The organism is Thalassovita sp. (genome assembly GCF_963691685.1).
GTDB lineage: Bacteria > Pseudomonadota > Alphaproteobacteria > Rhodobacterales > Rhodobacteraceae > Thalassobius.
Genome location: NZ_OY829290.1, coordinates 3,081,630 through 3,106,196, shown reverse-complemented (window position 1 = coordinate 3,106,196; position 24,567 = coordinate 3,081,630). Strand labels below are relative to the sequence as shown.

Below are 24,567 nucleotides of genomic sequence, written 5' to 3'. Positions count from 1 at the left end.
CCACGCCTAGATCGCGCTGAGGCCCACCGCTCCACCGGTGGGCCTTTTCTTTTGCCGTTTCGGCTGTTGGGTTGCGCACCCCCTGCAGCGGTTTCGGAAATCCACACGCCGTTTTTATGTTTGGTGCTCCTGGCTGTCGTCGGTTAAGCTGTCGTTATTCAAGATTAATATCTCATCAATGATCTGCGCGGGGAGGATCCCCGCAGGGCTTCTTTGGGGGACGCCATGAAACAGAAAACAATTGTTCAACTGATTGCCGCCGCGCTGCTGTGCGCCCCTGCCGCCGCGCAGGCCGAACCGCGGGTTTTTCCCTATAGCGGGGTCGCCAATTTCTGCCCCAGCGGCGAACAGCCGGTGACCATCAACGGAGTGATCTGCTGCGGGGTGCCGAACCAATCCACCAGCTATCAGGCCATGATGCGCCATGGCAGTGGCAAAGCACGCAAAATGACCGGCAGCAAATCCATGACCACCGGTGCGGTGTGCCCGGAAGGTCAGAAAGGCTGCTTTACCAACTAGGGAAGTGCGGGGGTGACGGTTGCCCGTCACCCAGATCGCTTAAACCAGCGCGAGGCTGCCCGCCATCTGGCGGCCGTCCCGGCCATCGATCAGCTCAAAGCTGACCTTCTGTTCATCAGCCAGGCCGGTCAGACCGGATCGTTCGACTGCTGAAATATGTACAAAAATGTCTTTGCCGCCATCATCCGGTGCGATGAAGCCGTAACCTTTGGTGGTGTTAAACCATTTCACGGTGCCTGTTGGCATGTTCCGTGTCTCCTTCTTTCCGTTCCTTCCCCGGAAAACGCGGGGTCCATTAGCGCCGACGGGACGGGATTCCTAATCAATGACGTCTTCAAATAACTAAGCGGGAACCAATGATCCGCGGCCATGGCTAAGATGATTGCACCGCTTTTTGAAAAATCAAGCAAAACAAGGATGAATAGCGCGCATTGACGGGTTATTGCTGATTTTGAACTGCTACAGAGGGTCACTATGCGAATTTACGGACTGAAAAATTGCGATACATGCCGCAAGGCGGCCAAAGCGCTGCCCGGGGCGGAGCTGGTGGATATCCGCGCTCAACCAATGGGAGAGGAGATTCGCGCCAAAGCCTATGAGGCCTTTGGGGATGCTTTGTTGAACACCCGCTCGACCACGTGGCGTGGGTTGAGTGAGGCGGAGCGCGCGGTCGCCCCGCTTGAGCTGTTGACGGCCCATCCGGCGCTGATGAAACGGCCGTTGATTGTGACCGACAGCGATGAGATGCATCTGGGCTGGACCAAGGCCGTGCAGGCCGCACTGGGCGTGGCGTAACCGGTATCGCAGCCTTCAAGGGGGAGAGGGCGGTCACCTCTCCCCCTCGGCTTGCCTCTTGCCATCGCGGTGGCGATCGCCCATGTGAAGACCAGCAAAGGAGACAGCTAAATGCGCAATGCAGCTCTGGTTTTGGGGATTATCGCCGGTCTGATCGGCATGGTCGTTGGGTTTTTCAGCTTCGGCTATACCGAGTTCATGACCTGGTTGGGCGAGGCCGATGTTCTGGAAGAACAGCTTGAAAACCCAGGGCTAATTCGCGCGATGAGCTTCTTTGCGCCGCTATTGGCGCTGACCGGGGGCGCGATGGCAAAAGCCCGCGCGCTGTGGGGCGGCGGGCTGATGTTGATTTCCGCGGCGGGCATGTATCACGCCTTTGGCTTTAACGCCTTTACCATGTTCCCGATTGGATTTGCGGGCATGGGCGGTCTGCTGGCTATTGCGGCTGGGAAGCCGGACGCGCCGAAAGCACATTTCTAAGGGTCAGGATCCGGTCCAGCGACAGCGGTCCGGCCCCCTTGATGACCAGCGTCAGCAGCAGGAGCATCCAGAAACCGCGCTGATCCAGGATCACGCCATCGGGCAGGCGGTCAAACCAGGCGCCCAGCGTCTCAATATGCTGGATGCCGCCATGGCCGTAAAGATCGGTCAGAGACTGCACGGCGACAAAGCCGATCATGCCCAGGCTGGCCAGTCGGGTGAACAGGCCCAGCACAATCAATGCGGGCAGAATGAACTCGGCATAGGTGCCGGCCATCACCACCAGCCAGTGGAAGATCCCGAACTGCGAACTGTCATATCCCACCGCTTCAAAGGCTTTGGGGAAGATCTGCGCATAGGCCCCGGTTGAGGGCGAAAACAATCCAACAAACCCATCGCCCAGCTTGGTCTTGGCCGAGGCCCAGAAATAGCCCAGCAGGCTGGCGGCAAAGAGGAAACGGGCGAATGTCGGCAGCAGCCAATCGGCCCGGTCCAGCCCATCGGCGATGCGGAAATAGCGGTTCAGAAGGGCGGTCATGTTCTCTCCTCCACGTGAATGTCAGTCAGGGCCTGAGTGGCCAAAAGGGTGCCAAGCAGCTGACCCAGGTCAGCGGCGGGATGCAATGTGCTGGCCTCAGCAAGTGTTTTGCCGGCCATCAGCGCCCCACAGAGATCACCCTGATCGGCCGGCAGCGGCGTCAGGATCGGATCAAATTCGGGCCGGGTGACCAGGGTGGGCTGGGCTTGGGCCGGCGGGTTTTCACCGCTTTCACCCAAGGCTTTGGCGCGGATGGCGTGGATCGGCCAGGGGGTCAGCACCAGCTGTGTCGCCGCCGCAAAGGTTAGCCGCGCATTGTTCAGCGCCTCGGGCGGCAGGCTGGCCAGCCGGGCGGGATCCAAGGCAGGCGTATCCTCCGCGTGGTAGCTTTGCCGCATGGCATATTCCAGCCGCGCCACATCGCGCAGATAGGCCAGTTTGGCCAGCGCGGGAATGGCCGAAATATAGCGCGGGAAGCCCCCGCCATAGAGCATCATCAAAGGCGAGGATGGCGGATTGGCCCGTAGGTAACCCGTTGCAATCGTGTTAAAGTTCTGTTCACCCAGCAGGCGTGCCGTGGCGGGAAAACCGGTTTCCAGCGCTTCGCGCAGCGAGACGGTGACATTGTTGCGATAGACGTCGAACCGTTTGCCCGCCGGGCGACCCCCGGCATCTGACAGCCCGTTGGGGCGGTCGGCGGTCGGGTCCAGCAGGGCGGCGTTGAAGGCGGTTTGGCTCATGCGGTCACCTTGCTGTCCAACTGGGCCAGCGCGGTTTCCGCACGCCGCGCCTCTGCCGCCAGCAGCGGCCATTCGGGCACATCGGTGTCCCATTCAATCAGCGTCGGCAGCGGGCCGGAGCGGGCCAGCGTGTAATCCAACAGCGTCCAAACCGGATCGGCCACTTCACGGCCGTGGCTGTCGATCAGCAGCGGCGCGCCGTGATCATCTTCGTCCTCATCATGGCCACCCAGATGGATTTCACCAACCTTATCAAGGGGGAAGGCATCAATATAGGCGCGTGGGTCATAGTTCAGATTGGTGGCAGAGACGAAGATGTTGTTCACATCCAGCAGCAGCCCGCAGCCGGTGCGCTTGCTGACCTCAGCCAGAAAGGCAGGCTCCTCATAGGTCGATTCATCAAACGCCAGATAGGAGGAGGGGTTTTCCAGCAGCATCCGGCGGCCAATCACATCCTGCAGCTGGTCGATATGGGCGCAAACGCGGTTCAGCGTCGCCTCGGTATAGGGCAGGGGCAACAGGTCGTTCAGAAAAGCGCTTTCGTGGGTGGACCAGGCCAGATGTTCGGAGAAGCTGGCAGGGTTCAGCCAGTCACAGAGGTGTTTCAGCCGCGCCAGATGGCCAGGATCCAGATCGCCCTCACCACCGATCGACAGGCCGACGCCATGCACCGAGATGGGGAATCGTTCCGCCAGGTATTTCAGCTGCGCGATGGGGCGCCCGCCTGCGCCCATGTAGTTTTCCGCATGGATTTCCAACCAGCCCACAGGCGCAGGATCTGCCAGCAAGTCACTGTAATGCTGTGGCTTATAGCCGACGCCGGGCAGGGCAGGGAGGTGGTTGGACTGATCAAACATGCAAATGCTCCGCGAGAGATTGGGCGCAAATTAGCGGCCTAAAAGCCAAGTGCTGGTCCCGCCGGACAACAGGACGGAACCAGCTTACCATAGATACTCTTAAAAAATGCCCCGCCCATTCTGGGGATAGCTTGGGCGGGGAAAACAGGGGGCGGTGCAGGCCCCCTGCTTCGGCAGAGGGATACTGCCTATGCCTTATGCCGGCAGGTCGCGGTCCAGCTCTTCCAGCGAACCTTTGCGGGCTTTGCCGTCTGCCATTGCGGGCAGTTCGATGTCCATGCAGGTGCCTGCGTCAACCAGGGTCCAGGCGTTGCCCTGGTAGTCAACGATCGAGGTGCCGGCGCAGGTGGTGCCGGGGCCAGCGGCACAGTCGTTCTTACCGGCCAGCGAAACGCCGTAGCACTTCTCTTTTTCCATCGCGTGGGCCACGGTGGAGGTGGTTGCGGTCAGGGCTGCTGCAACTGCGCCAGCGACGGCCAGGGTCTTGATGGTGGTATCGGACATTTCTCTCTTCCCTTTCGGTTTTAATTTCAGGTCAGCCTTCATCGGCGACAGGGAAAAGGTAACCGTGCGGCGGTCTGACACGCCACTCACGAGCCTGTGCATCACGGGTGCGTGTGCGAGCGTGAAGATTTTGGCCGAAAAAGCCGGGATTTTTTCAATAAAAACGGCCCGCAACGGGGTTTCCGTCACGGGCCGCAAGATTCCAGCGCTGGAATGTTACAGAAGATCGGGCGGAGTCGCCTCTTTCGTCAGCTGTGTAACAATCTCGTCCAAGGTCTGGACCTTGGTCTGTTTTTCACCCAACCGGCGGGTCGAAACGGTGCGCTCTTCAACCTCTTTCATGCCGCAGGCCAGAATGACCGGCACTTTGCCCAGGCTGTGTTCACGGACCTTATAGTTGATCTTCTCGTTGCGCAGATCAGCCTCGGCGCGGATGCCGGCCGCGCGCAGCTTTTCGACAACTTCCAGACAGTAGTCATCACAATCCGAAACGATCGCCGCCACAACCACCTGACGCGGGGCCAGCCAGAACGGCAGCTTGCCGGCGTGTTCTTCGATCAGAATGCCGATGAACCGTTCAAAGGAGCCCAGGCAGGCACGGTGCAGCATGACCGGGCGGTGTTTGTCCCCATCCGCACCGATGAAGCTGGCCTCCAGCCGTTCGGGCAGGTTGGCATCCACCTGTAGCGTGCCACACTGCCAATTCCGGCCGATGGCGTCGGTCAGGGTGAACTCCAGCTTGGGACCGTAGAAGGCACCTTCGCCCTCCAGAACCTCAAAGTCATAACCCGCAGCCTTACAGGCATCACCCAGCGCCTGTTCCATATTGTCCCAGGTTTCATCGCTGCCGATCCGCTTTTCAGGACGGGTCGACAGTTTGATGGTCCAGTTGTGGAAGCCGAGGTCGGCATAGACCTTGGACAGGAAGGCGATGAACTTGGCCGTTTCCGCGGTGATCTGATCCTCAGCGCAGAAGATGTGACCATCGTCCTGGGTAAAGCCGCGCACCCGCATGATACCATGCAGCGCCCCCGAGGGTTCATAACGCGCACAGGAGCCGAACTCGGCCATGCGCAGCGGCAGGTCGCGGTAGGACTTCAGGCCCTGATTGAACACCTGAACATGGCAGGGACAGTTCATCGGCTTCAGCGCGTTCACAGCCTTTTCGCGGGCGTGATCTTCGTCCACCTCAACGATGAACATGTTTTCCTGATACTTGTCCCAGTGGCCGGATTTTTCCCACAGCTTGCGGTCCACCACCTGCGGGGTGTTCACCTCCACATAGCCGTCCTTGTCCTGCATGCGGCGCATGTAGTCCTGCAGCGTCGTGTAGATGCGCCAGCCGTTCGGGTGCCAGAAGACCTGACCGGGCGCCTCTTCCTGCATGTGGAACAGACCCATTTCTTTGCCCAGCTTGCGGTGGTCGCGTTTGGCGGCCTCTTCCAACATGGTCATATGGGCCTTCAGATCCTTGCGGTTCTTGAAGGCCACGCCATAGATCCGCTGCAGCATCGGGCGGTCGCTGTCGCCCAGCCAGTAGGCGCCGGCCACATGGGTCAGCTTGAAACCATCCGCGGGCACCTGACCGGTGTTCTGCAGGTGCGGGCCACGGCACAGATCCTGCCAATCGCCGTGCCAGTACATCCGCAGGTCTTCACCTTCGGGGATGCGGTCGATCAGCTCAACTTTGAAGGGCTCATTGTTGTCTGTGTAATGCTGGATCGCGCGGGCACGGTCCCAGACCTCGGTTTTCACCGCATCACGGGCGTTAATGATGTCCTTCATCCGCGCCTCAATCGCGCCGAGGTCTTCGGGCGTGAACGGCTCTTCACGGTCAAAGTCATAGAACCAGCCGTGATCGCGAACCGGGCCGATGGTCACTTTCACATCGGGCCAGATTTCCTGCACGGCGCGGGCCATGATATGGGCCAGATCGTGGCGGATCAGTTCCAGCGCCTGCTCATCATCCTGCAGGGTGTGGATGGCGATTTGCGCATCATCGTTGATCGGCCACTGCAGGTCCCAATGGGCGCCGTTCACAGTGGCTGAGATGGCCTTTTTGCCAAGCGATTTGGAGATATCGGCAGCGACCTCGGCGGCGGTTACGCCTGCCTCGTAGGAACGTGCATTGCCATCGGGAAAAGTAAGGGAGACTTGAGCCATTCTTTTGGCCTCCTCGTCAGTTTGGCGCCCACGGAACGCCCGGTTGCGGGTTATGGTGTGCGCCTCTTTTGCGGCGGGGCCGGGGGTAAGTCAAGCGGCGGAAACCACCTGATGCAGAAAAGCCCCACCAATGGCGGGGCCTTTCGGGATGGTGCAGGTTTTCAGGCAGATGCCCGGGATTGCCAGTCAGGTTGCGCGTTTCGCGCTGCGGTCTTTAGGCCGCGCTGACCTGTGCGGGGGCGCTATGGGCAAACTCCCAGTAAAGCTGCCGCGCCCGCAGTGTGACAGGACCAATGCCCAGATCGCGATCCTCCAGTTTGGAGACTGGCATCACCTTGGCGATGTTGCCGGTGGCAAAGATCTCATCCGCCTGGCGGAAATCGTCCAGCGTCAGGGTGGTTTCCACCACCTCATAGCCATCGGCGCGCAGCAGGCCGATCACCCGTTGCCGGGTCAAGCCGTTCAGGAAACATCCCGTCGGCACCGGGGTGAAGACCACGCCGTCACGGATCAGAAACACATTGGTCGAAGCCGTTTCCGCCACATTGCCATCCACATCCAGCGACAGCGCGTTGGAATAGCCATGTTTGCGGGCGTAGGCCATGATGCGGGCATTGTTTGCATAAAGCGACCCGGCCTTGGCCTCGGTCAGGGCCATGTCCTGGCGAGGGCGGCGATAGGGCGCTACGGTCAGACTGAAGCCTTCGATCGACGGCATCGCCATTTCCTCAATGCAGATCGCAAAGGCGGTGCTTTCGGGATCCAGATCAATCACGCCAGCGCCGCTTTCGGTCGACCACATCATCGGGCGAATATAAAGCTCCGCCTCCTTGGGGAAGGCTTTCACCCGGTCACGTACCAGAGCTGCAATCTCCTCCCCGCTGGTGGTGGGGATCATGCCCAATGCTTCGGCTGAACGGGTCAGCCGGGCGCAATGCAGATCCAGATCGGGCATCACCCCTTCAAAGGCGCGCGCGCCATCAAACACCTGGCTGCCCAGCCAGGCCACATGATCTGCGGCGCGAATAATTGCGGTATTGCCGTCCTGCCAGGATCCTTCAAACCAAGTGTAAACCTTACCTTTGCCGACTGCCATGGGCTCTCCTCTCGTCAGGCTGGTTGGGGGCCGCGCGGGCAGGAATGCCGTGGGGGTCACATTATCGCGCAGCGGTTAAATTAAGTTTAACAGGTTTGCGCAAAATTCTTTTTCAACTTTTGTTGTGATGTGCAAAAATGTTGATATTTATTTTGCTGTTGGCGAAAATTGCAAAAGAAAGTTTGGTTGATCATGTCCAATATGCCGGAGGTTGATCTGCGGATCCTGCGTGAATTGATCCGTGACGGGCGTCAATCCAATGCACAATTGGCCGAGGCTGTAGGCCTCTCCGCCTCGCAATGCTGGCAGCGGGTGAAGAAGCTGGAAACCGGTGGGGTCATTCAGGGCTACGGCGCGCGCATAGATCATGAAGCGCTGGGCGCGCCCGAAACGGTGTTGATCGAACTTGCCCTGGACCGCAACGAAGGGTTTGAAGTGGCCGCGGTCTGCAGTCAGCTTGCCCGCTTCCCCGAAGTGTTGGAGGTGCGCATGACCAGTGGTGAGTTTGACATCTTCGTCAAAGTGGTGGTCAGCGGCACCCGTGGCTATGAGGCCTTTCTGCGGGAACGCCTTTATAAGATCAGCGGCATCCGTCAGAGCCGCTCCTCCTTCTCGCTGCGCAGCTACAAAAATGAGGTTTCGACGGTTCCGTTTTGATGGGTGTTAAGAGGTGTTGAGTGGGATGTTGCACAATGCAGCACCGTTGCCTCACGTCGCCCCGCGCTAGTCCTATGAAGGAGCCAGCTTGAGCGGATCTGAAAAGAACGCACCGTTGCGCACGGCCTGCTTAGTACATCGTTGGGTCAATGGCGCAGAAACCGCTTCCCATAGGGGGCGATCAGACTATCTTGGCTGCCAAAGACTTGGAGACCACTATGCAAATTCTCGAAACCGAACAGGGCCGCAAGATCGCCTATCACCACACCCCCGGCACTGGCCCGACAGTGGTGTTCTGTTCGGGACTGAAGTCCGACATGGAAGGCACAAAAGCCGCCCATCTGGAGGCCTGGGCCGAAGCCCGAGGTCAGGCCTTTCTACGGTTTGACTATTCAGGTCACGGCGCAAGTTCAGGGCGGTTTCAGGACGGCGCCATCGGGGATTGGCACGAGGACACATTGGCCGTGATCGATCAGCTGATCGACGGGCCGATTGTGGTGGTGGGCAGTTCGATGGGCGGTTGGCAGGCTCTCCTGCTGGCGCGCGCCCGGCCGGAACGGCTGGCAGGTATGGTCACAATCGCCGCGGCGCCGGATTTCACTGAGGACGGCTATTGGGCCAGTTTCACGGATGAGCAGAAAGCGATGTTGGAAAGCCAAGGCTTTGTCACCCTGCCGTCCGACTACGATGAGGACTACATCATTTCGAAACGGTTGATCGAAGAAGGTCGTGATCGGCTGGTGCTACGCGCGCCGCTTGAATTGCCGTTCCCAGTGCGATTCCTGCAAGGCACGGACGACAGTGCCGTTTCCACCGAAACTGCGATCAAACTGTTGGACCACGCCAGTGGCGACGACATGCGCCTCACGCTTGTCAAAGGGGCGGACCACCGGTTTTCGACGCCAGAATGCCTGACGCTGATTGAGACCTCGGTCGCAGACGTGTTGAACGGCGGCCAGTGAAACGCGGCGCAAAATATCTGATCGGGGCCGCCGCAGTTGTGGCGGCTCTATGGGTGTTTGGACCTTACGAGTCGCTCTCACCGGAGCGCGCATTTGATGCCAGCGTTTTGGATAACGGTGTTGATACCTATTTGGAGGCGAGCGAAGCCCAGGTTGACGGGATCCGTCCCGGCGCAGGAAAACGGGTGATCTGGGCTGCTGCGCCAGAGCAGCAGACGCCTTGGGCCATTGTCTACGTGCATGGGTTTTCGGCCTCCGCTGTGGAGGTTCAGCCAATTCCCGAAACGCTAGCGCAGGCGCTTGGCGCAAATCTCTACTACACCCGGTTGCGTGGTCATGGCCGCGATGGTGCAGCGCTGGGCGCGGCACGGGCGGATCAGTGGATCTATGACATACAAGAAGCGATGGCCATCGGGCGTCGCATTGGGTCAAAGGTTCTCCTCCTTTCCACATCGACCGGGGGCAGCTTGGCAACCTTGATTGCGGCTGATCCGGTGCATTCTCACTCTTTGGCGGCTGCGGCGTTTATCTCACCAAACTTCGGCGTGAATAACGCCGCCGCTCCTCTTTTAACTTGGCCAGCCGCGCGCCATTGGTTGCCGGTCTTGGCCGGGCACGAGCGCGGGTTTACACCCCGAAATGACGCGCATGCAGCGGATTGGACGACACAGTATCCCACCACTGCAGTCTTCCCGATGGCTGCGGTGACCCGCGCGGCCTGGCAGGTGGATCACGCGGATATCGCAACGCCGGCGTTGTTTATATTCCACCCGGATGACCAGGTGGTTCGGGCGGATCGCACCGCAGAAGTTACCGCCCGTTGGGGCGGTCCCGTGTCAGTTTTTCATCCCAAACCCGGCCCGCAGGACGATCCGGATCGTCATGTGATTGCCGGTGACATCATGAGCCCCGATGCAACGCCCGCGGTCACAGACGCCCTGATCAACTGGGCGCTGACCTTGAATTGAACCTATCGCCGAATCATTAATGTTCCCTTAATGTTCTTTGTGTATTTTGAATTGGAGGATGTTGTGGAACAGCGAATTTCTTTGGTCACACTCGGCTGTCAGAACGTTGAAACACAAACGGAATTTTATGAAAAGCTCGGCTGGCGCCGGGTGCAAACACAGGAGGGTATAGTTGCTTTTGATCTGTTGTCGCAGGTGCTTGGTCTTTATCCTTTAGCCGCGCTGGCAGAAGATTTGGGCGTAAATGAGGGGCAACTACATCCTGCGCACGTTGGCCCGAATGACCCGCGCTATGGCGCGATCACGTTGGGCTACAATACACGCGACCGGGCAGAGGTAGATCACGTGATCGCGGCGGCGAAGACAGCGGGCGCGAGAATAGTAAAAGAACCGGCTGAGGTGTTTTGGGGCGGATATCACGGGTATTTTGCTGATCCTGAGGGCCACCTATGGGAGGTTGCGCATAACCCCTTCTCAGCACTGTCTCCAGAAGGCGCGTTCTGTTGGAACGGGCATCAGAATGGATGATGGTGCAACTAAGGCTCCCGAGGCCCGACAGGTGTCATTCACCCGGAAGAGGCAAGGTGTAACGCGTGGCACTTATTGCGCCATTGACAGCAGCAAGGTGTCGGCGCAGGCTAAGTGTGCGTGACGAGATGTGCATGCGTAACACTTGGGAAAGATGATGAAAATCTTGGTTTCTTATGACGCTTGAACCGATCGTTTTCCTGCCGGGTATGATGTGCGATGCACGCATTTTTGAACCTCAGATCACGACCCTGGGACGTGAGCGTGCAGTCACTGTTGCGCCTATTACTGTTGGCGACAGTATTGAGACGATTGCGCAGGGTTTGTTGGCGCAACTGCCGGAAAAGTTTGCGCTGGTCGGGCTGTCCATGGGCGGCATCGTCGCGATGGAGATTTTGCGGCGCGCGCCGGATCGGGTCAGCCGTATTGCTCTGCTGGATACGAACCCGCTGGCGGAAACACCGCAGTCCGCAACGATCTATGAACCCTGGATCATCGCCGCGCGCTCGGGTCGGTTGGACGATGTGTTGCGTGAAATGATGCGGCCTGAGTTTTTGGCGCAGGGGCCTGACCGGATGACGGTGCTCAACCGGTTTTATGCGATGGCCGCTGATCAAGGCGCTGAGGTGTTTATTCGCCAGTCGCGCGCCCTGCAGCGGCGGCGTGATCTGCAATCCGCGCTGCGGCGCTGTAAATGTCCGGCTTTGGTCATGTGCGGGGCTGAGGATGGCTTGACCCCGGTGAAACGGCACCAGTTTATGGCAGAGTTGATCCCCTATGCGGAGTTGCGCATCATCGAAAGGGCAGGGCACCTGCCAACCTGGGAGCAACCTGAACAGGTGACCGATGCGCTGCGCAGCTGGATGGGACAACCCTTTGTTCTGACGGCGTAAAAGGGCCGTGTGACAAACCAATACGCCGGAAGGGAACGCTTTGGCTGACGATCCGAAAACCTGGCGGGACAGATTCGAAGCGTTTCGCCATTGGGTGCGTATGAACGTTCCCCCCGGGGTGCGCCTGATCCTGGGGCTGTTTTTGATGGCCTGCGGGGTGGTTGGGTTTTTACCGGTTGTTGGCTTTTGGATGCTGCCACTGGGGGTGGCGATTGCCATGTTGGATATTCAACCGGTCTGGTCCTGGCTGCGCCAAAAGGTCTGGGATGACAAAGAGTAACATGCAAAAGGCCAGCGCAGACTGGTCTTGATGCAATTCGGTTAAACCTAGGCCTTGAGGCGTTACTTGGCTGCCTTGTGCGCGGGCGCCTTGCCTGATTTTTGCGCAGCTGCCTTTTTCTTTTTCGCACCGCCACCCGGTTTTGGGCCGGCATTTGCATCAATAAACTCCAGCACCAGCGGTCGGATGTTGTTCCGCCAGCTCTTGCCGGCAAAGATTCCGTAGTGACCTGCACCAGGTTCCACATGGCTGGCTTTTTTCTCATCCGGCAGACCGGTGCATAGATCCAGCGCCGCAACACATTGGCCGGGCGCGGAGATATCGTCATTTGCCCCTTCAACGGTTTTCACCGCCACCGTTGTGATCTTGCCGATGTCGACGTGTTTGCCTTCGATGGTGAATTCGTTTTTGGCGATTTCGCAGTTTTTGAAGATCCGCTCGACCGTCGAGAGGTAGAACTCTGCCGTCATATCCATCACCGCCAGGTATTCATCGTAGAAGCGGTTGTGGGCGTCATGGTCTGAGGCTTCGCCCTTCATAACGCGTTGAATCTGATCGGAAAATGCTTTGGAGTGCCGCTCGCCGTTCATCGACATGAACGAGGCCAGCTGCAGCAGGCCGGGGTAGACCATGCGGCCCACACCTTTGTACTTGAAGCCCACGCGCTGGATCATCGTTTCCTCCAGCTGGCCCATGGTGACGCGGTTGCCGAAATCTGTCACATCGGTCGGGGTGGCGTCCGGGTCAATCGGGCCGCCGATCAGGGTCAGTGAGCGCGGCTGTGCCTCGGGTTCCTCACCGGCCAGATAGGCGGTGGCGGCCAGCGTCAGCGGTGCTGGCTGGCAGACTGCGATCACATGGGTGTCTGGGCCCAAATGGCGCATATAATCAACAAGATAGAGGGTATAATCCTCAATATCGAACTTACCGGCCGAAACCGGGATATCACGCGCATTGTGCCAATCGGTGATATAGACCTCACAGTCAGGCAGCAGGGAGATCACGGTGGAGCGCAGCAACGTGGCGTAGTGGCCGGACATCGGCGCGACCAGCAGAACTTTGCGCGGTTTGGTGTCCCGGCCCATGACCTGAAAATGGATCAGATCGCCAAAATCGCCCTCAACTACGGTCTCAATATTGACCAGATGGTCCTTGCCGTCATCACAGGTGAACGAATGGATGCCCCAGTCGGGCTTGGTCACCATGCGCTGAAATGTCCTCTCGGTGACTTCGCCCCAAGCTGCCATCCATTGGAGGGCGGGATTTGGCACCATGGCAAAAACCGGATAAGATGCGAGGGACAAGGCGGAGGCACCAAGCCATTGGTTCGTATTACGGAAAGTTTCCATAAGATCGTACGTGGCCATGTAGCGCATGCGCGTCTCCTTAGCTGGTCCGGTGCGGGTTTCCCCGATGCCTGTGGTCGTTATCCCAACCCTGCGGATGTTTATAACAACGACACATTTTCAGCGAACATTAAATGCTGCATAGCAGCGAAGTTAAGGGGGATTCGTTAATATGACAACAAAAGAGGGGCTGCAGGGCGAAAATTTGGAGCGTCTGGAGGCCAATTTGGCCAAGGTTGAGGACCTCTCGCACCGGTTTATGAGTGCCCTGTCCAAGAGAAATCCGGCCAACGCACAGCTGAGCGGCCCGGATCAGGATGTCTTTGTCAAAGCGGCAACGCAGTATTGGTCGGGCATGTTGCAGGACCCGGCGAAACTGTTCGAAAACCAGCTGGAGTTTTGGGGCAATTCGGTCAAACACTACCTTGAGGCCAGCCAAGCCCTGGCCAAAGGCAAGCTGGAAGCGCCCGAAGATACCACCCCGACCGATCGCCGTTTTGCCAATCCCCTTTGGCAGACGCACCCCTATTTTAACTATGTAAAACAGCAATATATGCTGAATGCGGAGGCAATCCGCACCGCCGTCGAAAACGTCGATGGTCTGACCGCCACGGATCGGGCGCGGCTGGATTACTTTGCGCAGCAGATCGTTGACATGATGTCGCCGACCAACTTCCTCGGCACCAACCCCGATGCGCTGGAACGCGCTGTGGAGACCGAAGGCGAAAGCCTGGTGAAGGGGCTGGAAAACCTTGTGGCGGATCTGGAAGCCAATGAAGGTGAGATGCTGGTGCGGCTGGCTGATGACAGCGCCTTTGAGCTGGGGCGAAATGTCGCCACGGCCGAAGGATCGGTGGTTTATCGCAACCAGATCATGGAACTGATCCAATATGCCCCGACCACCGATCAGGTGCATGCAACGCCGCTGGTGATCTTCCCGCCCTGGATCAACAAGTTCTACGTGCTTGATCTGAAGGAACAAAACAGCCTGATCCGCTGGATCACCGATCAGGGTTACACGCTGTTTGTGGTCAGCTGGTTCAATCCCCGTCCCGAGGACAAAGACGTGGGGATGGAGGATTATATTGAGCAGGGCTATCTGGAAGCGTTTCGCGTCGTGAAAGAGATCACTGGCGAAAAGCAGGTGAATGCCGTGGGCTATTGTATCGCCGGGACCACGCTGCATCTGACGCTGGCGTTGCTGAAGAAACGCGGTGACACCTCGGTCAAATCGGCCACCTTCTTCACCGCGCTGACGGATTTTGACGATCAGGGGGAGTTCACGCCCTTCCTGCAGGATGACTTCGTTGACGGGATCGAGCTGGAAGTGGAGGCGCAGGGCATCTTGCGCAGCTTCATCATGGGGCGCACCATGAGTTTCCTGCGCTCCAACGATCTGATCTACGGCCCCGCCATCAAAAGCTACATGATGGGCGAGGCGCCACCGGCCTTTGATCTGCTTTATTGGAACGGTGATGGGTCGAACCTGCCGGGCAAGATGGTGATGCAATATCTGCGGTCGCTGTGTCAGCGAAACGATTTTGTCACCCGCGGTTATAAGATCCTGGGCGAAACGCTACATGTGCGTGATGTTGAGGTGCCGCTGATGTCGATCACCTGCGAAACCGATCACATTGCCCGCTGGAAGGACTGCTATCGCGGGTTCCAGCAGACGGGTTCAAAAAACAAAAGCTTCATCGTCAGCCAATCGGGCCATATCGCAGGGATCGTGAACCCGCCCAGCAAGAAGAAGTACGGCCACTATACCAACACTGACCTCAGCAAGGATGCAGACGATTGGATGGCCGAGGCCAAGTTCCATCAAGGCAGCTGGTGGCCCCGCTGGGAGGCTTGGCTGAAGAAGCGGTCAGGCAAGATGGTTCCGGCCCGGATCCCCGGTGATTCGGGATATGACGCGATGGAGCCTGCCCCGGGAACCTATGTTGCCGTTAAGGCAAGTATCTGATTTCAAATCTCAAAAAGGGATTTTCTGCACCGCAGCAAAAATACTTGATTTGCTGCGGTGCAGCATGCATATTGTTTGCAAGTGCAGAGAAACCCTGATGCCCTGCGGGGCGAGGCAAAGGATTTGAATTATGACCAAAGCGCAAGATTTTACCGCGATCATGAAAGACATGATGGGTGCCTTCCCAGTGGACACCAAAGCCGTTGAAGATGCCTTCAAAACCCAGGCGTCGCTGAACGAAAAGCTGACCAGCGCCGCGTTGGCCGCTGCCGAGAAATCCTCGGAGCTGTCCTCGAAATGGACCAAAGACACCCTGTCCAAACTGGGTGATGTTGCCAAAGTCAAAGAAGAGCCGGCCGATTACGCCAAAGCTCTGGGTGACTTTGCCTCGGCTCAGGCAGAAACCGCTGCGGAAAACATGGCTGCTTTCGCTGAGATTGCGAAAAAACTGCAGACCGAAACTGTTGAGCTGATGATGGCTGCCGGCAAAGACATGAGCGAAGAGGCCTCGGCCGCGGTTCAAAAAGCCGCCAAAGACGCCACTGCCGCTGCCAAAAAGGCAGCCGCCAAATAATCTGTCCTCCCAAAGACAGACTTTGACACATCGCTCCTCCCTCCCAGATGTGTCCAGAGCGGGCTAACGAAGCCCGCTCTTTCTTTTTTTTCTGCGCTCGCATAGAGTTTTTTGCAGTGCTGCATTTTGGGGAGGAAACAAGTGGCAGAAGATAACAAGCCGCTCTTGATCAAGCGCTACGCCAGTCGTCGTCTGTACAACACAGAGACCAGCGACTACGTAACATTGGAAGATATCGCGGGTTTCATCCGTGATGGCCGTGAGGTTCAGATCGTGGATCTGAAATCCGGCGACGATCTGACCCGTCAGTATCTGCTTCAAATCATTGCAGAACATGAAAGCCGCGGGGAAAATATCCTGCCGGTGAATGTGCTGACTGATCTGGTGCGCACCTATACCAGTCAGGCGGAATCCATGGTGCCGCAGTTCCTGCAGGCCTCATTTGAGATGCTGCGCGACGGTCAGTCCAAGATGATGGAAAACATGACCAAGGCCAGCCCGATGGCCAATATGCCCGGCTTTGAAATGTTGCAGGCGCAGCAAGAGGCCTTCATGAAGGCCATGACCCAGGGTCTGGGCCAGGGGCTTGCCGGCGGCTGGAGCGGCGGCACGGCGGAAAAACCCGCAGCGAAGGCCGAGGAGGCCGAAGATCTGGACGCCATCAAAGAGCAGCTTGCCGACCTGCAGGACAAGCTGAGCAAACTGGGCAAGTAAGATGGTCGACAGCCCCGGCCGCATCACGCTTTGGGGCGTTGAGGTCTTTGTGGCCACCGCCGAAGAGGGATCGATCTCAGCCGCTGCCCGGCGGCTGGGGGCCAGCCCCTCGGCGGTCAGCCAGCAACTCACCAATCTGGAAGGCGCGCTTGGCACCACGCTGCTCTTGCGCAACACACGGCCGCTGGCACTGACGCCGGCGGGCGACCTGTTTCGCCGCCGCGCCAGCACCATCCTGAATGAGGCGGCGATTGCCCGCTCAGAATTGGCGATGTCGGATATGGCGGTGCTGACCCGGTTCCGTCTTGGCATGATTGAGGATTTTGAGGCCGATGTGACCCCGCGGTTGCTGACCCATCTGGCGGATGAGCTGCAGCAGTGTCAGTTCCAGCTGGAAACCGGGGCCAGCCATACTCTTTATGATCAGCTGGAAGCGCGGGCACTGGATGTGATCGTCGCCGCCGAAATGGGGCAGGAGGCGGACTGGATGGAGGTGCATCCGCTGATCAGCGACGGTTTTGTGGTGGCAGCCGGCAAAGGCATGTTTGACCCGGATGCCGATCTGTTGCCGCAGCTGCAGGCCAAACCGCTGGTGCATTACACCACCCGCCATCACATGGGCCGTATCCTGTCAGCGCATCTGGCGCGGCAGAACCTGACCCTGGCACACCGCTTTGAACTGGACAGCTATCACGCCATTCTGGCGCTGGTAGCGCAGGGCATGGGCTGGACCATCCTGACCCCGCTGGCGCTGATGCGCGCGCGCCGGTTTGCCGCTCAACTGGATGTGTTTGAGCTGCCGTTCCAGCCGCTGTCCCGGCGGATTTCCCTATTGGCGCGGCGCGGCAGCCTGCAGGACATGCCGGAACAGGCCGCCGCCGTGCTGAAACCGATCCTGCAACGCCAGGTGATCGATCCGGCCTGCACAGCCTATCCGTTTATGAAAGATGTGGTGAAACTGCTCTGACCCTCCGCGTGATGGCTGGCGGGCAGATTGAGTATTTCAGGAACATTGAAAGCGCTTTCATCGTTTTCAAAAATACTCTCGCCGAAGGCAACGGCCCCATTGGGGCCGTCTAAACCGGTGTGGGATCAGGTGCCGAAGGCCCGGCTGTTGCCGCGCACGTCTTGGGCCGCCTTGATCAGCGCCTCTGCGATCACATCGACCTCTGGCAGGGTCAGGCGCGCGGGCAGGCGCACATCGCAGGCCCGCATCAGCATGGCGCGGGTTTTCGGCAGGCTGGGGGCCTGCCCCAAAAACTCCCAGTTCCAGAAGGCGCGGGCATTGTCGGTCGACAGGCCAAAGACCTGCACCTTCACGCCGCGTTTGTTGGAGGCATCCTGAAAGGCGCGCACTTCAGCCTCTTCCATGCCGACCAGATTGAACTGGATCGAATCGGGCGCGCGCTCTTCTGGCGCCAGTTTGTCCGGCACGGTGATCCAAGGCGACAGTTCCAGCTGCGCAGCCAAATGATCGTGGTTGCGGCGGCCGTCCTGGACGCGGCGGATCAATTCAGGGATCTGTGCGCGCACCACCGCGGCTGACAGGTTGCCAAGGCGCAGGTTGTAAAGCGGCAGTTTGTTCTGCCAACGGTCAAAGGCAGCTTTCAGCTCGGCCTCATCTTCGGGGGTGCGGGCCAGGTGGGCCTTCCAATTGTGTTCATAGGCGCCGGACATGATGGTGGCCTGGGCCAGCAGGTCAGCATCATCGGTGATCAGGATGCCGCCTTCGCCCGAATTCAGCAGCTTATAGCTCTGGAACGAGAAACAGCCGATTTGCCCCAGCGTGCCGATGTTCTTGCCGTGCCATTTGGTGCCCAGCGAATGCGCTGCGTCTTCGATCACCGGTTTGCCACGTTCGGCGCAGAGCGCCATGATCGCATCCATATCCGAGGTATGGCCGCGCATATGGGAAATCATCACCGCATCAATGCTGTCATCCAGCTTGGCGGCAAAATCTTCCATATCAATGCGGTAGTTGTCGCCCACCTCAGACAGCACCGGCACACAGTCGGCATGCACGATGGCCGAAGGCACGGCGGCAAAGGTAAAGGCCGGGATCAGCACGCGGGCGCCAGATTTCAGCCCCAGCGCCTTCAGCGACAGGAACAGCGCCGCTGAGCAGGAGGAGACCGCCAAGGCGTATTTTGCCCCCAGCGCCTCAGCAAAGTCGCGTTCCAGCAGCGATACCGGGGCGTCCTGACCAGAGGTGTAGCGGAACAGATCGCCGGAGTTCAGCAGACGTTCAATTTCAGCGCGGGCGCTTTCGGGGATCGGCTCGGCGTCATAGACGTTTGGCGGCAGTGTCATCAGTTCTTCGGCTTTCCTGAAATGTCTCTTCGGAAAATCTAAAACAATATTCTATGAATGCAAAATGAAATTGTGACGACAGTTCGTGTTTTCAATCGATTGCAGTGGTTTGGCGCGTAGGGACAACGCGCAGGGAACAAAAGGAAAAACCCCGGCGCGGGCCGGGGCTTTCAGTTGTTAATTTCGGTGGGCTCAGGCGTGGCGCTCAGACATTGAGCAGCAGGTGCTCCCGCTCCCATGGGGAAATCACCTGCAGGAACTCTTCGTATTCGGTGCGTTTCACGATGGTGTAGACGCGGGCAAATTCCGGATGCAGCACCTCATGCAGGGCGGTGTTTTCCTCAAACAGGTTCAGCGCCTCACCCATCACGCGGGGCAGATCGGTCTCATCCTCATAAGCGTCCCCCTTAAAGGCGCTGCTGGGGCGTTTCTGCTCCATCAGCCCCAGATAGCCACAGGCCAGTGAGGCGGCGATGCCCAGATAGGGGTTGCAGTCCATGCCGGCGATGCGGTTTTCGACCCGCCGGGCCTCAGGTCCCGAGATCGGGATGCGGATGCCGGTGGTGCGGTTATCCCGCGCCCAGGAGAGGTTGATCGGTGCTGCATGATCGCGCACGTAGCGCCGGTAGGAGTTCACATAGGGCGCCAGCACCGCGATGGCGGAGGGCAGGTGGTTCTGCAGCCCGGCGATGAAGTGGAAGAAGGCATCGGTTTCCCCGCCCTGCGGTCCAGAAAACAGGTTCTGCCCGGTTTCACGATCCACCACCGAATGGTGGATATGCATGGCGCTGCCCGGCTCATCCGCGATGGGTTTGGCCATGAAGGTGGCAAAACAGTCATGGCGCAGCGCCGCTTCGCGGATCAGCCGTTTGAAGTAGAAGACCTCATCCGCCAGTTTCACCGGATCGCCGTGCAGCAGGTTGATTTCCAGCTGACCGGCGCCGCCTTCCTGGGTGATGCCGTCAATTTCAAAACCCTGCGCCTCGGCAAAATCGTAGATGTCATCGATCACCGGACCAAATTCATCCACCGCCGTCATGGAATAGGCCTGACGCGCCGCCGCAGGACGGCCCGAACGGCCCATCATCGGCTCAATCGATTTGGCCGGGTCGGTGTTCTTGGCGACCAGAAAAAACTCCATCTCAGGGGCCACAACGGGCTCCCACCCCTGCGCGCGGTAAAGCTCCACCACCCGTTTCAGCACGTTGCGCGGCGAATAGGGCACGGCCTCACCCTTGCGGTCATAGGCGTCATGGATCACCTGCAGCGTCCAGTCCGCGGTCCAGGGCGCGGCCGTAGCGGTGCTCATGTCCGGGCGCAGCAGCATATCGCGTTCGATGAAGCCTTCCTCGCCAGCGGCTTCGCCCCAGTCGCCGGTGATGGTCTGATAAAAGATCGAGTCGGGCAGGAAGAAACTGTCCTGCTTTGCGAATTTCTTCGCTGGAACCGCCTTGCCGCGGGCAATGCCGGGCAGGTCGGAGATCACACATTCGACCTCATCCAGCCGGTTGCCTTCAAGGTAGCTGCGGGCGGCTTCGGGCAGGCTGTCTTTCCAGTCGCTCATGCAGGATCCCCTTTGATGTCTTCGCCACGGAAAAACTTGGCCATCATCACCGCAAACTCATGATCGTCGACTTTTGCGTCGATATTGCCGGCCACCTCTTTGATCATCTCATCGGGCAGCACGCCGGGGGCGCGGTAGCGGATCAGACCGTCGATCATTTTGGCGGTGAACTCAGGATGCGGCTGGATGGTCAGCACCTGCTTGCCGATCACCAGACCGGCGTTGGCGCAGAAGTCCGAGCTGGCAAAAACCTCAGCCCCTTCGGGCGGGGTGATCACCTGATCCTGATGCCAGGCGTTCAGTGTCATCTCACGGCCCTGCACGTCATAGGTGGTGGGTCCGGCGGACCAGCCTTCGGAAAACTTCTCCACCTTGCCACCTAGGGCCTGGGCAATGATCTGGTGGCCAAAGCAGACGCCGATCAGCGGTTTGCCGGCATCGCGGATGTCGCGGATCAGGGCCTCCAGCGGGGGGATCCAATCGTGGTCTTCATAGACCCCGTGTTTTGAACCGGTGATCAGCCAGCCGTCGGCCTCATCCACCGAGGCGGGGAAAACGCCGTCAACGACGTAGTAGTCGACGTAATCAAACCCGTTGCCCTCCAACAGTTTGGCAAACATCGTGGCGTAATCGCCCAGTTCACCTTTGACTTCGTCGGGCGCGTGGCCGGTTTGCAGGATGCCGATCTTCATGGAACACCAAATTTGTTACTGTTCTAAGGGTAGGGGGGCGCTGTTCTGGGAACAAGTCCCCCGGAAGGATGGGCCGCAGGTTGCGCGGCCAAATAAGCCAAAAAGCGCCTGAGGGTATGCTCAGACCGCCTCCAGATAGGTGTCGCGCCGCTCTTCCGCGCTCATCTCCGTCATTTCGCGCAGCTCCTGGCGTTTGGTCATGACCAGATTGCGGATCAGTTCCGCCGGGAAAATCCGCGCAACCGGCGCGCTGGCCTCAAAGACGTCGATGGCCTGCTGCCAACCGTCAATCATCTGTGGCAGCTCCTGATCGTAGGAGTTGCCCTTGATCGGGGCGGGCGGCTCTACCGCGTCTTCGATACCGTTGAGGGCAGCGCCCAGAATGGCGGTCAGCATCAGATAGGGGTTCACATCGCCGCCCGCGACACGATGTTCGATCCGGCGCGCCTTGGGCGGGCCTGACGGCACCCGGATGGCTGCAGTGCGGTTTTCATGGGCCCAGCAGATTGAGGTCGGCGCATGGGCCCCCGGCACCATCCGTTCGTAAGAATTCCAATGCGGTGCAAAGATCAGCGTGCTGTCGTGCATCGCCGCCATGCAGCCGGCAATCGCATGGCGCAGCTGGTCACTGCCGGTGGCGCTGCCATCGTCAAAGATGTTGTTGCCGTCCTGATCCAACACCGAAAAATGGGTGTGCAGCCCGGTGCCGGCCTCTTCAGGGTAGGGTTTCGCCATGAAGGTGGCGGCAAAGCCGTGGCTGCGGGCCAGCGATTTGACCAGCATCTTGAACAGCCAGGCATCATCTGCCGCCTTCATCGCATCGCCATGCATCAGGTTAATTTCAAACTGGCCAACGCCGCCTTCGGAAATCGCGGCATCGGCGGGGATGTCCATCAGATCGCAGGCGTCATAGAGATCGCTGAAGAAACTATCAAAAGCGTCCAGTTTGGCCAGCGACAGGATATCGGGGCGGGCCCGTTTCTTGCCCGAGGTGGGCAGGGGCGGGATGTTCAGATCGCGCCCTTTGTCATCGACCAGAAAAAACTCCATCTCCACCGCAGCAACCGGCGACAGGCCTTTGGCGGCGTAGCGATCCAGCACCCGCTGCAGCGCCTGGCGGGGGTCGCCCTCAAAGGGGGTGCCATCCTCATGGAACATCCAGACCGGCACCAGCGCCGCGGCGTTTTCCAGCCAGGGCATCGGCAATGGGCCGCGGTTCGTCATTTTCAGGAACCCGTCCTGATCACCGCTTTCAAACACCAGCGGGGAGTCTTCGATGTCAGCGCCCCATATATCAAGGTTCAGAACCGAATAGGGGAAGCGCGCGGCGCCTTCGGCAACCTTACCTGCAAACTTCACCGGGATCCGTTTGCCACGCGGCACGCCGTTCAGGTCAGCCGCCGCCAGTCGGATCGAGCGGATTTCAGGGTGGGTGGAGAGCCAGTCTTTCATCGTCACCATCGCTTGCCTTCGAAGGGATGGCGCCGCGGTGCGGGGCTGTGGCGGCCCGCCGCGCTGTGGTCCATGCCCTTGGTCCCAATCAGTGATCAAACCAAACGCCAGTTATGGACCCCAGTGTAGCAATGTGCCCCCTCTTTGGAAGGGGGCACGGGGATCAGAATAATTTGATCAAATCTTGTCTACTACCGGATCAGATTAGGACGCAAGCGAATTTTGCGACGGTTGGCCTGCGGCAGGTGCCGGTTCAGGTATTTGTTTGCCAGACCAAAGATGCCCACAATCACCAGCGTTAGCAGGATGAAATAGCAGGCAAGGATTGGGTAAGGCACAAATGGGTTGAACGTCTTGTCTGCCAGATATTTCGCATAGTACAGCGCGTCCCCCTGCTGTCGCCATGTCGGGAAACCGGACAGGAACACCAGCGTGGTGGCATGAAACAGGAAGATCGCCTCGTTGGTGTAGCTGGGCCACGCAAGGCGCAACATAGTCGGGAAGGTGATCTTGCGGTACTTCTTCCAGCCCGAAAACCCATAGGCATCCGCCGCTTCCATGTCGCCTTTGGGGATCGCCCGTAGCGCGCCATAGAAGATTTCGCCGGCATAGGCCGAGGTGTTGAGGAACAACACGATCAGTGCCCCAAGCCATGCGGCCGAAAGCGGGTCAAAGATTGGCGACCAGCTTTTGAGTTGCAGGAAGAAGAAATAGGCAAAGAAGAACTGAATAAACAGCGGTGAGCCACGGAAGATCAGGATGAACCAGCGGGCCGAGAGGTTCAGCACGCGGTTGCCCGAGTTTTTGGACAGCGCTAAGGCGTTGGCAAAGAAGAAGCCAAAGATCACCGCGACCACCCCAAAATAGACGTTCCAAATCAGACCTGAACCAATCAGGGTGAACTGGTCACACAGGGTGATATCCGCCATTGGCAGGCGTCGTTCGCCATAGCCGATCGAGCGGAATGCGTAGTCCTGAACAGTTTGCCAACAGCTCATGCCGCTTTCCTTTGCGCTTCGCCGCCGACAGTCGCCTGACCGTGGGACAGTTTCTTGGTGATCCGCTCCAGAACAACTTCGGAGACTTTGGTGAAGGCGAGGTAGAAGATCAGTAGGCCAAGGAAGTACCACATCCGCCAGTCGCCATGGGGATAATCGGTGAAACGGGCTTGCTTGCTGGCCCCCAGTTCACGGGCCCAATAGACCATGTCCTCAACCCCCAGCAGGAACAGCAGCGGACTGGCCTTGATCAGGATCATCCACAGGTTCGACAGGCCGGGCAGCGCATAGAGCCACATCTGCGGGACCAGAATGCGCCAGAAGGCCTGCCGATGGGTCATGCCATAGGCTTCGGCGGTTTCCATCTGTGCCCGCGGCACAGCGTTCATCGCACCGAAGATAACGTTGGCGGCAAAGGCGCCAAACACGATTGCAAAGGTCAGCACAGCTAGACTGAAGCCGTAGATTTCATGAATCCACTGCGGTGAGGAATTCAAAGGCATCTTGGCAATGTCACAGACCACAAAGTCGGTGCCACGGCGGATCGGCTCATCCCAGTCGGGGCAGCGCACAGAATGCAGCAGGTATTCAATGCCCTGATCCAGAGCAATGACGAAAAACAGGAAAAAGGCGATATCGGGCACACCGCGCACGATGGCGATATAACCTTTGCCCAGCCAGCTCAGCGGGGCGAAGCGGGCCCGGGCGGCCATGGCTCCGAAGAAGCCAAAGCTCAGCGAAACCGGGGCGGTGACGGCCAGCAGCAACAGGACCGTGCCAAAGGACACGTAAAAGCCCATGTGCTTGCCTGTGGTCAGGTAGCAGCTCAACCACTGGAGGCCTTCCAGGGTGGCGGGATCAGCGCAATAGGAAAAAATGGTGGGCCTCTTTCACTGGCGCGGATCATCGCGATCCGTGGCGAAGAAGAAGAGAGCGGGGCCGGGGCCCGCGCTCTCAAGATTTTTAAGAAA

The 24,567-nt window shown here is 58.9% G+C and carries 27 protein-coding genes; 13 read left to right on the top strand and 14 right to left on the bottom strand.

The window, feature by feature from the left end:
• The first annotated feature begins 225 nt into the window (after window positions 1-225).
• Window positions 226-519: a hypothetical protein gene (locus ACORLH_RS14915; protein WP_321829142.1), complete on the top strand. Its 294-nt coding sequence runs from the start codon at window positions 226-228 to the stop codon at window positions 517-519.
• Window positions 520-558: 39 nt separating this feature from the next.
• On the opposite strand, the gene ACORLH_RS14910 is transcribed toward ACORLH_RS14915, so the two are convergent.
• Window positions 559-765, bottom strand: a complete 207-nt coding sequence (locus tag ACORLH_RS14910; RefSeq protein WP_058241742.1) for a cold-shock protein — start codon at window positions 763-765, stop codon at window positions 559-561.
• Between the two features lie 228 nt (window positions 766-993).
• On the opposite strand from ACORLH_RS14910, the gene ACORLH_RS14905 reads away from it, so the two are divergent.
• On the top strand, window positions 994-1,314 hold the full coding sequence (locus ACORLH_RS14905) for an arsenate reductase family protein (RefSeq protein ID WP_321829141.1): 321 nt from the start codon (window positions 994-996) through the stop codon (window positions 1,312-1,314).
• Window positions 1,315-1,425: 111 nt separating this feature from the next.
• The gene (locus ACORLH_RS14900; RefSeq protein ID WP_321829140.1) at window positions 1,426-1,794 is read left to right on the top strand and encodes a hypothetical protein; all 369 of its coding nucleotides are present in this window, start codon (window positions 1,426-1,428) and stop codon (window positions 1,792-1,794) included.
• Here the strand turns inward: ACORLH_RS14900 and ACORLH_RS14895 are convergent.
• From ACORLH_RS14895 to ACORLH_RS14870, 6 genes are all read right to left on the bottom strand, one after another.
• On the bottom strand, window positions 1,751-2,332 hold the full coding sequence (locus tag ACORLH_RS14895; RefSeq protein WP_321829139.1) for a DoxX family protein: 582 nt from the start codon (window positions 2,330-2,332) through the stop codon (window positions 1,751-1,753). The two genes, ACORLH_RS14900 and ACORLH_RS14895, sit on opposite strands and share 44 nt — an antisense overlap.
• The gene (locus tag ACORLH_RS14890) at window positions 2,329-3,072 is read right to left on the bottom strand and encodes a DNA-binding domain-containing protein (protein WP_321829138.1); all 744 of its coding nucleotides are present in this window, start codon (window positions 3,070-3,072) and stop codon (window positions 2,329-2,331) included. Before ACORLH_RS14890 ends, ACORLH_RS14895 begins: the two co-directional genes overlap by 4 nt.
• A complete protein-coding gene (locus ACORLH_RS14885; protein ID WP_321829137.1) occupies window positions 3,069-3,929 on the bottom strand; it encodes a DUF692 domain-containing protein in 861 nt (286 codons plus the stop codon). Before ACORLH_RS14885 ends, ACORLH_RS14890 begins: the two co-directional genes overlap by 4 nt.
• A 195-nt stretch (window positions 3,930-4,124) precedes the next feature.
• The gene (locus tag ACORLH_RS14880) at window positions 4,125-4,433 is read right to left on the bottom strand and encodes a DUF2282 domain-containing protein (RefSeq protein WP_321829136.1); all 309 of its coding nucleotides are present in this window, start codon (window positions 4,431-4,433) and stop codon (window positions 4,125-4,127) included.
• 216 nt (window positions 4,434-4,649) lie between these two features.
• Complete coding sequence (gene thrS, locus ACORLH_RS14875) at window positions 4,650-6,596, bottom strand: threonine--tRNA ligase (RefSeq protein ID WP_321829135.1); 1,947 nt, start codon at window positions 6,594-6,596, stop codon at window positions 4,650-4,652.
• 214 nt (window positions 6,597-6,810) lie between these two features.
• Window positions 6,811-7,692 carry a branched-chain amino acid aminotransferase gene (locus ACORLH_RS14870; RefSeq protein ID WP_321829134.1) on the bottom strand — a complete coding sequence of 294 codons (882 nt, stop codon included), beginning with the start codon at window positions 7,690-7,692 and terminating at the stop codon, window positions 6,811-6,813.
• 192 nt (window positions 7,693-7,884) lie between these two features.
• On the opposite strand from ACORLH_RS14870, the gene ACORLH_RS14865 reads away from it, so the two are divergent.
• From ACORLH_RS14865 to ACORLH_RS14840, 6 genes are all read left to right on the top strand, one after another.
• Window positions 7,885-8,349 (top strand): Lrp/AsnC family transcriptional regulator, encoded by a 465-nt coding sequence (locus tag ACORLH_RS14865; RefSeq protein WP_321829133.1) that lies wholly within the window; start codon window positions 7,885-7,887, stop codon window positions 8,347-8,349.
• Between the two features lie 218 nt (window positions 8,350-8,567).
• Complete coding sequence (locus ACORLH_RS14860) at window positions 8,568-9,311, top strand: alpha/beta hydrolase (RefSeq protein ID WP_321829132.1); 744 nt, start codon at window positions 8,568-8,570, stop codon at window positions 9,309-9,311.
• Window positions 9,308-10,279 carry an alpha/beta hydrolase gene (locus ACORLH_RS14855; RefSeq protein WP_321829131.1) on the top strand — a complete coding sequence of 324 codons (972 nt, stop codon included), beginning with the start codon at window positions 9,308-9,310 and terminating at the stop codon, window positions 10,277-10,279. Before ACORLH_RS14860 ends, ACORLH_RS14855 begins: the two co-directional genes overlap by 4 nt.
• Before the next feature lie 63 nt (window positions 10,280-10,342).
• Entirely contained in the window at window positions 10,343-10,807 is a 465-nt protein-coding gene (locus ACORLH_RS14850) for a VOC family protein (RefSeq protein WP_420719829.1), read from the top strand.
• A gap of 176 nt (window positions 10,808-10,983) precedes the next feature.
• The gene (locus tag ACORLH_RS14845) at window positions 10,984-11,700 is read left to right on the top strand and encodes an alpha/beta fold hydrolase (RefSeq protein WP_321829129.1); all 717 of its coding nucleotides are present in this window, start codon (window positions 10,984-10,986) and stop codon (window positions 11,698-11,700) included.
• Window positions 11,701-11,740: 40 nt separating this feature from the next.
• The gene (locus ACORLH_RS14840) at window positions 11,741-11,980 is read left to right on the top strand and encodes a hypothetical protein (RefSeq protein WP_321829128.1); all 240 of its coding nucleotides are present in this window, start codon (window positions 11,741-11,743) and stop codon (window positions 11,978-11,980) included.
• A 62-nt stretch (window positions 11,981-12,042) separates the two neighbouring features.
• On the opposite strand, the gene phaZ is transcribed toward ACORLH_RS14840, so the two are convergent.
• Window positions 12,043-13,356, bottom strand: a complete 1,314-nt coding sequence (phaZ, locus tag ACORLH_RS14835) for a polyhydroxyalkanoate depolymerase (RefSeq protein ID WP_321829127.1) — start codon at window positions 13,354-13,356, stop codon at window positions 12,043-12,045.
• Window positions 13,357-13,498: 142 nt separating this feature from the next.
• Here phaZ and ACORLH_RS14830 point away from each other — a divergent pair, with 142 nt between their 5' ends.
• The 4 genes from ACORLH_RS14830 (at window position 13,499) to ACORLH_RS14815 (ending at window position 17,547) form a co-directional block, all read left to right on the top strand.
• Window positions 13,499-15,292: a class I poly(R)-hydroxyalkanoic acid synthase gene (locus ACORLH_RS14830; protein WP_321829126.1), complete on the top strand. Its 1,794-nt coding sequence runs from the start codon at window positions 13,499-13,501 to the stop codon at window positions 15,290-15,292.
• A 130-nt stretch (window positions 15,293-15,422) separates the two neighbouring features.
• Window positions 15,423-15,866, top strand: coding sequence for a phasin family protein (locus ACORLH_RS14825; protein ID WP_058241727.1), 444 nt, complete (start codon window positions 15,423-15,425; stop codon window positions 15,864-15,866).
• Window positions 15,867-16,007: 141 nt separating this feature from the next.
• Entirely contained in the window at window positions 16,008-16,580 is a 573-nt protein-coding gene (gene phaR, locus ACORLH_RS14820) for a polyhydroxyalkanoate synthesis repressor PhaR (RefSeq protein WP_321829125.1), read from the top strand.
• 1 nt (window position 16,581) lies between these two features.
• Entirely contained in the window at window positions 16,582-17,547 is a 966-nt protein-coding gene (locus tag ACORLH_RS14815; RefSeq protein WP_321829124.1) for a LysR family transcriptional regulator, read from the top strand.
• 125 nt (window positions 17,548-17,672) lie between these two features.
• Here ACORLH_RS14815 and ACORLH_RS14810 read toward each other — a convergent pair whose 3' ends face one another.
• The 6 genes from ACORLH_RS14810 to ACORLH_RS14785 all read right to left on the bottom strand — a co-directional run bounded on the left by ACORLH_RS14810 (window position 17,673) and on the right by ACORLH_RS14785 (window position 24,474).
• Window positions 17,673-18,890 (bottom strand): DegT/DnrJ/EryC1/StrS family aminotransferase, encoded by a 1,218-nt coding sequence (locus ACORLH_RS14810; RefSeq protein ID WP_321829123.1) that lies wholly within the window; start codon window positions 18,888-18,890, stop codon window positions 17,673-17,675.
• Window positions 18,891-19,095: 205 nt separating this feature from the next.
• Complete coding sequence (locus ACORLH_RS14805; protein WP_321829122.1) at window positions 19,096-20,454, bottom strand: glutamine synthetase family protein; 1,359 nt, start codon at window positions 20,452-20,454, stop codon at window positions 19,096-19,098.
• A complete protein-coding gene (locus ACORLH_RS14800) occupies window positions 20,451-21,146 on the bottom strand; it encodes a type 1 glutamine amidotransferase (RefSeq protein ID WP_058241722.1) in 696 nt (231 codons plus the stop codon). Before ACORLH_RS14800 ends, ACORLH_RS14805 begins: the two co-directional genes overlap by 4 nt.
• 120 nt (window positions 21,147-21,266) lie before the next feature.
• Window positions 21,267-22,598, bottom strand: coding sequence for a glutamine synthetase family protein (locus ACORLH_RS14795; protein WP_321832832.1), 1,332 nt, complete (start codon window positions 22,596-22,598; stop codon window positions 21,267-21,269).
• A 191-nt stretch (window positions 22,599-22,789) separates the two neighbouring features.
• Complete coding sequence (locus ACORLH_RS14790) at window positions 22,790-23,596, bottom strand: ABC transporter permease subunit (RefSeq protein ID WP_321829121.1); 807 nt, start codon at window positions 23,594-23,596, stop codon at window positions 22,790-22,792.
• The gene (locus ACORLH_RS14785; RefSeq protein ID WP_321832831.1) at window positions 23,593-24,474 is read right to left on the bottom strand and encodes an ABC transporter permease; all 882 of its coding nucleotides are present in this window, start codon (window positions 24,472-24,474) and stop codon (window positions 23,593-23,595) included. The genes ACORLH_RS14790 and ACORLH_RS14785 overlap by 4 nt, the downstream gene beginning before the upstream one ends.
• Window positions 24,475-24,567 lie beyond the last annotated feature (93 nt).